Below are 7,891 nucleotides of genomic sequence, written 5' to 3' on the forward strand. Positions count from 1 at the left end.
CGATTTACTCACGACTACTGACCTATGCGGCCGTCGATGCGCTCGCGCAACAGGTCGGCATGACCCATGTGGCGGGCGTACTCCCAGATCATTCCGAGCGCCGCCTCGCGCAGCGACATCAACCCTCCACCGCTGCCATGCAGATTCGCGGCATCGTCGGCGGTGATGTCGAGACTGGGCGCCTCGGCCATGAACCGCTCGGCGAAGTCCACCTCCGCACGCCATGCCTCCCACGCCTCCGCCACGACCTTGGGGTCGGCGACAGCGCCGTCGAAGTCACCGTCACGGTCGGTCTCGGAGGTGAACAGCTTGGGGACGTCCTGTCCGGCCATCAGCACCCGGAACGTCCCACGCTCCACCTCGGCCAGGTGTCGCACCAGGCCCAGGAGCGACATCGTCGACGGCTCGACGGAACGCCGCGCCATCGCCTCCGCATCGAGATCCGCGCATTTCATCTCCAAGGTGAGGCGTGCGCAGCGCAGGTTTTCGATCAGCGTGGTGCGCTCGTCGCCCAACGTTGGCCCGTTCTCACGTGGGTCGTCGTCAGATGGCTTGCCGTCCGCGGTGAACATGTCGGCTCGTCGTGTCGTTGCCATGGCCGCCATCTTGGGCGAAGCGTCTGGCGGCCGACAACTGATTAACGGTCCCTAGACTCATGGCCATTCGCTGTAACTCACGGAAGGACGACAGTGGCCAAGACCGCTCTCCTGGTGATGGATGTCCAACGGGTCATCGTGGACCGCTACCCGGACCCCGCCTACCTGCCGCGCCTGCGCGAGGCGATCGACGCCGCCCGGGCTGCCGGCCTCCCGGTGATCTACGCGGCCGTCGGGTTCCGTCCCGGATATGCGGAGATCAGTCCCCGCAACAAGATGTTCGGCGCGATCGCCCGCATGGGGGGAATCGGCGGAAACGAGCAGGCCATGGAGATCCATCCGGACGTGGCACCGGAACCTGGCGACGTCGTCGTCACGAAGAAGCGGGTCAGCGCCTTCGCCGGCAGCGACCTCGACATGGTCCTGCGGGCAGGCGACATCGATCACCTGGTCCTCACCGGCATCGCCACGAGCGGCGTCGTGCTGTCCACCCTGCGCCAGGCGGCCGACCTGGACTTCCAGCTCACCGTCCTGTCCGACGCCTGCCTCGACTCCGATCCCGAGGTGCACCGGGTGCTCGTGGAAAAGGTGTTCCCCGGCCAGGCGGACGTCACCACCGTGGCCGAGTGGGTGGCGACGACCAAGTGATCCGAGGCCGCTTCCCTGACATCTGGGTGCCGGGCGGCCCAGTGATCCGAGGCTGTTCGCGTCCCTGACATCTGTTTTCCTGACACCCCGGCGGGTACGCCGGGGTGATGCACGAGCCCATGGCAGAGCGGATACGACGACGCGCCGAGCACCTGCTGCCCGAGGAACAGGCGGCAGGCAGCGACGACACCGAGAAGCAGGCGGCAAGCATCCTCGCCGACTCCGACGCCCGCGAGGAGTACGCGGAATCAACACCCGACCTGCGGATCGACCACCGCACGTCCGAGGAGACCGTCGACCCTTGACGCGCTCTCCGGTGTGAACGCCGGAGATCCAGCCCGTGCCGTCGCGGCTCACCTGGGACCGGACGCGCGCGCCTCCTCACCGAGGCGGTGTGTTCGAACTGGAAAACGAGGTTTTGGCGCGCATCGGCCGCGAGCCGATGCCCCGAGCCGTGCACCTGTCCACATGGGGGCAGCCCTTGCTCGAAGCGATGCCACAGCGTTCGCCCGGCCTTGACCTCACGACCTTCGCCCCTGTCTATCAGGCGGTGCTCCGGGAGTACGTGATGGCCGAGCGGCTGGATGTCGTCGCACCGGAGAACCTCCGGGCGCTCGATGAGCTCGCCGCCGCAGGACGCAGCCTCATGCAGCTGACCTCACGCACCGAAGCGGAGGTGGAGCACCTCCTGGCGCCGGACCATGCGCTCACCGGCCGGCTCGCCGCCGTTCGACGCGTTCCCCGACATGGTCGACGCCATAACCCACCTGAAGGGTAGGAACCCGAAGCGCTGCCTTGGCCCCGAAGATCGCGAGCTGTAGAGGCAGGGGTGTCGCTCAGACTCAGCCAGTGACCGGAAGCGCGTACCGCACAGCGGTCAGCTGTTCCGACAACTCCCACAGCCGGCGTCCGGTCTCGGCGTCGGCGGCGGCCGGGGCCAGTCGCACCCGTGTTGGCGCGCCACGCAATTCGCCCATGCCGTCCGGCCCGAAGAACTGCCCGCCGGACGCGTCCGGGGCGGTGGCCGCGTACAGCTGGGGCAGTGCGCCCCGGTCCGGGGGCTGTGCGAGCGGGGTGAGGATCCGGCCGTACAGCATTTTCACCATGCCGACCGGTGCGCTCGTCTGCAGGTTGGTGGCGGCGTAGCCGGGGTGGGCGAGCATGCTGGCCACCGGGCTGCCTGCGGCGGTCAGGCGGCGGTGGAGTTCCCAGCCGAAGACCGCGTTGGCGAACTTCGACTGGTTGTAGAACCTCATCGGCGCGTACGTGCGCTCGCCGGACAGGTCGTCGAAGAACAGGCGGCCCTGCCGGTGGTTGGTCGAGCTGACGGTGACCACGCGGGGGTCGTCGCCGTCGGCCAAGAGGTCGAGCAGCAGGCCGGTGAGGGCGAAGTGGCCGAGATGGTTGACGGCGAACTGCAGCTCGTGGCCCTGCGCGCTGAGGGTACGGGGTGGCGCCATCACACCGGCGTTGTTGATGAGCACGTCCAGCCGCGCGTGGTCGGAGCGCAACCCGTCGGCGAAGGCGCGGACGGAGTCCAGATCGGCCAGATCGAGGCGGCGTACCTCCAGGCGGGCGCCCGGCTGCTCAGCGACGATCTTCGCGACCGCCTGGCGGGCCTTGGGCTCGTCGCGTACGGCGAGGATGACGTGCCCGCCCTTGCGGGCGAGCGCTTGGGTGGTCGCCAGGCCGAGGCCGCTGGTGGCTCCGGTGACGACGAACGTCCGTGTGGTCTGGTCCGGAATGTGCGCGGAGGTCCAGGATTTTGTCACGCGGCACACGCTGCCCTTGTAGGCACTGAGTGTCAAGTCGCGCTTCCGTGCCACCAGCGGCATGGGATGTAAGATGGGCCGGTGACCATCCGCCCCGAAGTGAGCCTGGCCCAGCGCAAACGTCAGCTCGTCTCTGACGAGCTGACACAGGCGGCGCTGAATCTGCTGACCCGGAAAGGGTTCGACGCGGTCACGGTCGACGAGATCGTGGCCGCCGCGGGCGTTTCCCGACGCACGTTCTTCCGATATTTCGCTTCAAAGGAGGACGTGGTGGTCCAGTTCCTGGCCGAGATGGGCGCCGGCATGCGTGCGGAGTTGGCGGCCCGCCCCGCCGAGGAGCCGCCATCGGCCGCACTGCGGCACACCGTCTGGATCTCCGTCAATGCCTGCGCCGACCATGCCGACCGGGCGCTGCGCGTGGTGCAGCTGATTCTGAACACACCGGCCCTGCTCGCCCGTTTCCTGGAGCGCCAGGCGCAGTGGCGTGCGGAGTTGACGGCGGAACTGGCCCACCGGCTGAGGCTCGACCCCGCGACCGACCTGTATCCGCACATGGCGGCCGGGATGGCACTGACCGCCTTCGACGCCGTGCTGCGGCGGTGGAGCGACAGCGACGGTTCCGAGGCCCCCACCGCCCTGATCGACCAGGCTTTCGCCGTGATCGCGCCGGCGCTGGACACCGTCGATGGCGAAGGCTCTGGACCGCGAACCTTGGATGCGCCGCGGCACTGCGGTCAATCCCACCAGAAGGACCAGACAGGAGCATCCACGATCTCGGCCGCGTACTCTGCGAAGTCGTTGTCCTGACCCAGGTCGGGACAGAACGCGTAATGCTCGACGGCCTGCGGCGCGCGTGCGTGATCAGGCGGCCCCGCAGCCCGTCCGGCACCTGAAATCTGGTCATCCGCATGTCCTTCTCGTTGAATCCCCTTGCCGGGTGTAGCAGATATCCGCGGTGCCTACGGTCGCCTATGGTGTTTTTGTGACTGCCCGTCAAGGTCGCCGTGACCAGCTCAAAGAGTTCCTGCGCGCCAAGCGGGAAGCTCTCTCCCCCGCCGCCGCCGGCATGCCCGCCGGAGGACGCCGCCGTACTCCGGGACTGCGCCGGGAAGAGGTGGCAGTGCTCGCCGGGGTGGGTGTGTCCTGGTACACCTGGTTGGAGCAGGGACGCGACATCAAGGTCTCCGATGCCGTGCTGGACGCGGTCGCCCGTGTGCTGAAACTTGACGAGGCGGAACGGGCGCACCTGTACGTGCTCGCCGGGCTGAATCCACCGGACCCCGCAGGCCGGCCGGGTGCGCCGGTGAGCGAGCAGTTGCGCGCGGTGCTGGACGCATGGATGCCCAATCCGGCGCACGTCCTGGATCGCCACTACAACCTGCTGGCCATGAACGACGCGGCCAGGTGGGTGTTCGGATTCGATGACAATGTCCGGAACTGCATGGTGGCGTTCTTCACCCATCCGATCTACCGCGGCAGGTTCACCGAATGGCACGAGTTCGCCCCGGACATGGTGGCCGACTTCCGCGCCAGCGCCGCCCGCTATCACGACGATCCGGTGTTCGGTCAGATCGCCGAAGAGCTGTGCGGCGCCAGTGCGGAGTTCGCCGAGTTGTGGGCCCGGCCGGACGTACGCTCCCGCTCCCAGGGGATCAAGGCGATCACCCACCCCGAAGCCGGGAACCTCACCTTCGAGTATTCGCTGTTCCGGCTGCCGGATCGTACGGACCTCAACGTGGTGCTGCACACACCGCATCCCGACACCGACACCAAGCAGAAGGTCGAAAGCCTGGTGGTGGCACACCCAGGATGAGCTGACACTGCCTTCCCGAAAGCCTTCCCACCACGATGGAAGACATGAAGGCAATCACGATTCCCGAATTCGGCAGTGCTGATGTCCTCCGCCTCGACGAGGTCGAGCTCCCCGAGCCCGGGCCGGGGCAGGTCTCCATCGACGTGGCCTACGCGGGCGCCAACTTCGCCGAGATCCTCTACCGGCAGGGCGTGGTGGACGTACCGCTGCCCTTCGTGCCCGGCATCGAGGTGTCCGGCCGCATCCGGGCGCTCGGCCCCGGCGTCGAGGGGCTGCGCTTGGGCCAGTCGGTCGCCGCGCTGACGATCGTCGACAGCGGCGGCTACGCGGAGGTGGTGACCACCTCCGCCGACCTGGTGGCCCCTTTGGACGACTACGACCTGGGGCTGGGCATCGCGGCGGCGCTGCCCTCCAACAGCACCACCGCGTTCCTCGTACTCGACCGGGTAGCCCGCATCGAACCAGGCGAAACCGTGCTCGTGCACGCCGCCGCCGGAGGCGTGGGCAGCCAGCTCGGCCAGGCCGCCCGGTTGCTGGGCGCGGGCCGCGTGGTGGGCACCGTGGGCAGCCCCGCCAAGATCGAGACCGCCAAGGCGTTCGGCTACGACGAGGTCGTCCTGCGCGAGCAGGTGGCCGAGGCCGGTCGGTTCGACATCGTGGTGGACATGGTCGGCGGTACGGCCCGACGCACCAGCCTGGACCTGCTCGCGCCGATGGGCCGGATGGTGGTGATGGGCAACGCCTCCGGCGCCGAGGACGTCGGGATCTCGGCCGACGAACTGTGGTTCACCAACAAGACGGTCTCCGGGTTCAACCTGGCCGCGTTCTCCGCCGCTTTCCCGGCAGAGGCGGGTCGGGCGCTGAATCGGGCTGTCGCGGCGGCCGCTAGCGGGGAGCTTCGGGTGCAGGTGGAGTCACTACGGCTGGAGCAGGCCGCACAGGCGCACCGCCGCATCGAGTCCGGCCGTACGACCGGCAAGCTCGTGCTCGAAGTCGAACGAATCTGACGCCTAACTCAAAGAACATGAGCAGGTCGGAGGCGGTTCTCTGTGGATGCGCTCCGACGCCCGTTGTACGTCCCCGCTTGTACCCCCACCCCACGGCTTTCGGCCCCACGGGACAGACCCGCTGCACATGCGTGGCCTGCCGGTTCGGCCGCTGGCGGTGCTCCAGCCACTCGCGGGTCTCCATGACGACCGATCGGAAAAGCCGTGGCAGGCAGGCACGACGGACGACAGGATTCTTGACATGCGCTTGCACATCGACACCGACCTGGGCGGGGATCCCGACGACCTCTGCGCCCTGGCGATGGTTCTGGGCTGGCCCGGCGTGGAGATCGTCGGCATCACCACGACCGCTGACCCTGATGGCCGGCGGGCCGGTTACGTCGCGCACTGTCTCCAGCTGGTCGGGCGCCTGGACATCCCGGTCGTCGCCGGCGCAGGAAGATCGCTCACCACGGGCGGGCCTGTGGGCGCCCTACTCGATCACGAGCGGTACTGGGGCGTTCCCGTAGCCCCCCGTCCCGCACCACCGGAAGCAGCCATCGACCTGCTTGAGCGCAGCATCGATCTCGGCGCCACCATCGCAGCCATCGGGCCCTTCACCAACCTGGCTCTGCTGCACAAGGCCCGGCCCGGTCGTCTAGACGGGGTGCAGGTGGTGGCCATGGGCGGATGGCTGCACACCCTCGCCCCCGGACTGCCCGCGTGGGGCCCGGAGATGGACTGGAACACACAGTGCGACACCCAAGCCGCCCAGCTGCTGGCCGAGCACGCCCAGCTCACCCTGGTCACCCTCCCCATCGCCGTCAAAGCGCACCTGCGGGCCGCTCACCTGCCCCGCGTGGCCGCCTCTGGCCCCCTGGGCGAACTAATCGCCCGCCAATGCAGGGCCTACGCCATAGATGGCGGTATGACGGAACTCGGCCGCGCCCATGCGGGACTGCCCGATGACTTGATCAACATCCACTGGGACCCGGTCGCGTGCGCCGTGGCGCTCGGCTGGGGCGGGGCCATCGTCCAAGAACAACGCCTGCGGACCGTCCTCGAAGCAGAGCAGTTGTGCTTCACGAGCGACCCGAACGGGCGGCGGACGCAGGTGCTCACCGACCTGGACGACCGGACCTTCAACGAGACCTGGATCGATGCTGTCGAAAGGGCGCAACAGCAGTAGACCGAACCCGCTCGATCAAGCAAGGCGACGTGCTATGGGTGCACGTGCCGTTCATCGGGGTGGGCGGAGTGAAACTACTGGGCTGCCGGATCATGTCCGGTCGCGTCAAGCACTGGACGACCTCGACGGTGACGCATGTACCAGCGAGAGATAAGCCCGACCAACGTTTGGTTTCGCCGGAAGTGTCCGCCGAGTCACCGGTCGCATATTTCGCCGCGTCCGCGAGTGCGGAGGCCGTCAACGAGCGGCCCGTGATATTGGCGCGCGAGAATACCGTGCTCGCCACAGAAAGAGAGCCCTGTTTTCGCTGTCGCGGATGAGCACTACTACTTCAGTGACACTTCGCGATCATGGCTGGGATCCGTTGGTAGTGGCAGCGTCGAGCGGTGGCTTTATGGCTGTAGCGGATGAGCACGCCGAACGCCCTGGCCACTCCATGCCGCACCTTGCGGGAGTCGGTAGGCCTGCCGAAGCAGCCGCTGGCCCAGAGCCCGGGATCCGGTCAAGGTCATCGCAGGGAGGCAGGTGATCGAGCCGGCACCGACCAGGCGGCCCGGCACTCAGCCCACTTCGTCGAACAACCCTTGGAGGGTCTGTGCGGTGACCGCTCGGGCGAGCCAGGTTTCGAGTTGGGCGAGGTCCGTACAGGTGACGATCCGGGCGTGGATGTCGTTGGGAACGTCGAAGCCACGGGCAGCCAACACGAGCAGCACCGACCTACCAGCCTCTTCCGCCTTGCCCTCTGCCTTACCTTCGGCCTTGCCCTCCGCCTTGCCTTCTGCCTTGCCTTCGGCTTTGCCGCGGCCGTAGTGTTCGCGGGCGAAGGGGCTGTAGACCGGCCATTTGGTGGACGCGGACTTCATGATCTCCTCCATGAGGTGGCGGAT

General features: G+C 67.9%; 10 protein-coding genes and 1 pseudogene. 7 read left to right on the forward strand and 4 right to left on the reverse strand.

Translation table 11 applies throughout. The annotated features are described in order from the left end of the window. Nucleotides 1-14: 14 nt before the first annotated feature. Entirely contained in the window at nt 15-572 is a 558-nt protein-coding gene (locus tag AB0B64_RS58995; RefSeq protein WP_357961268.1) for a DinB family protein, read from the reverse strand. 117 nt (nt 573-689) lie between these two features. On the opposite strand from AB0B64_RS58995, the gene AB0B64_RS59000 reads away from it, so the two are divergent. From AB0B64_RS59000 to AB0B64_RS59010, 3 genes are all read left to right on the forward strand, one after another. Then, on the forward strand, nt 690-1,244 hold the full coding sequence (locus AB0B64_RS59000; RefSeq protein WP_357961265.1) for an isochorismatase family cysteine hydrolase: 555 nt from the start codon (nt 690-692) through the stop codon (nt 1,242-1,244). A gap of 107 nt (nt 1,245-1,351) precedes the next feature. Then, nucleotides 1,352-1,549: a hypothetical protein gene (locus AB0B64_RS59005; protein WP_357961263.1), complete on the forward strand. Its 198-nt coding sequence runs from the start codon at nt 1,352-1,354 to the stop codon at nt 1,547-1,549. A gap of 89 nt (nt 1,550-1,638) precedes the next feature. Further along, a complete protein-coding gene (locus AB0B64_RS59010) occupies nt 1,639-2,022 on the forward strand; it encodes a hypothetical protein (protein ID WP_358205576.1) in 384 nt (127 codons plus the stop codon). A gap of 64 nt (nt 2,023-2,086) precedes the next feature. Here AB0B64_RS59010 and AB0B64_RS59015 read toward each other — a convergent pair whose 3' ends face one another. Beyond that, nucleotides 2,087-3,016 carry an oxidoreductase gene (locus AB0B64_RS59015; protein WP_358205582.1) on the reverse strand — a complete coding sequence of 310 codons (930 nt, stop codon included), beginning with the start codon at nt 3,014-3,016 and terminating at the stop codon, nt 2,087-2,089. An 81-nt stretch (nt 3,017-3,097) separates the two neighbouring features. On the opposite strand from AB0B64_RS59015, the gene AB0B64_RS59020 reads away from it, so the two are divergent. Further along, nucleotides 3,098-3,823, forward strand: coding sequence for a TetR family transcriptional regulator (locus AB0B64_RS59020; RefSeq protein ID WP_358205588.1), 726 nt, complete (start codon nt 3,098-3,100; stop codon nt 3,821-3,823). Here AB0B64_RS59020 and AB0B64_RS59025 read toward each other — a convergent pair. After that, the gene (locus AB0B64_RS59025; RefSeq protein WP_358205614.1) at nt 3,751-3,966 is read right to left on the reverse strand and encodes a DUF4253 domain-containing protein; all 216 of its coding nucleotides are present in this window, start codon (nt 3,964-3,966) and stop codon (nt 3,751-3,753) included. The genes AB0B64_RS59020 and AB0B64_RS59025 overlap by 73 nt on opposite strands. 32 nt (nt 3,967-3,998) lie before the next feature. On the opposite strand from AB0B64_RS59025, the gene AB0B64_RS59030 reads away from it, so the two are divergent. From AB0B64_RS59030 to AB0B64_RS59040, 3 genes are all read left to right on the forward strand, one after another. Next, on the forward strand, nt 3,999-4,829 hold the full coding sequence (locus tag AB0B64_RS59030) for a helix-turn-helix transcriptional regulator (RefSeq protein ID WP_358205594.1): 831 nt from the start codon (nt 3,999-4,001) through the stop codon (nt 4,827-4,829). A gap of 44 nt (nt 4,830-4,873) precedes the next feature. Continuing rightward, a complete protein-coding gene (locus AB0B64_RS59035; protein ID WP_358205600.1) occupies nt 4,874-5,836 on the forward strand; it encodes a zinc-binding dehydrogenase in 963 nt (320 codons plus the stop codon). A gap of 241 nt (nt 5,837-6,077) precedes the next feature. Further along, complete coding sequence (locus tag AB0B64_RS59040) at nt 6,078-7,004, forward strand: nucleoside hydrolase (protein ID WP_357961245.1); 927 nt, start codon at nt 6,078-6,080, stop codon at nt 7,002-7,004. Nucleotides 7,005-7,564: 560 nt separating this feature from the next. Here the strand turns inward: AB0B64_RS59040 and AB0B64_RS59045 are convergent. Beyond that, nucleotides 7,565-7,891, reverse strand: a pseudogene (locus tag AB0B64_RS59045) (hypothetical protein); the annotation flags it as partial.

This window comes from Nonomuraea sp. NPDC049129, assembly GCF_040648495.1.
Lineage (GTDB): Bacteria > Actinomycetota > Actinomycetes > Streptosporangiales > Streptosporangiaceae > Nonomuraea.

Bases quoted from the DNA above. Each gene is read 5' to 3' on its own strand.
- AB0B64_RS58995 (WP_357961268.1), bottom strand. From the start codon at position 572: ATGTTCACCGCGGACGGCAAGCCATCTGACGACGACCCACGTGAGAAC.
- AB0B64_RS59005 (WP_357961263.1), top strand. From the start codon at position 1,352: ATGCACGAGCCCATGGCAGAGCGGATACGACGACGCGCCGAGCACCTG.
- AB0B64_RS59035 (WP_358205600.1), top strand. From the start codon at position 4,874: ATGAAGGCAATCACGATTCCCGAATTCGGCAGTGCTGATGTCCTCCGC.
- AB0B64_RS59040 (WP_357961245.1), top strand. From the start codon at position 6,078: ATGCGCTTGCACATCGACACCGACCTGGGCGGGGATCCCGACGACCTC.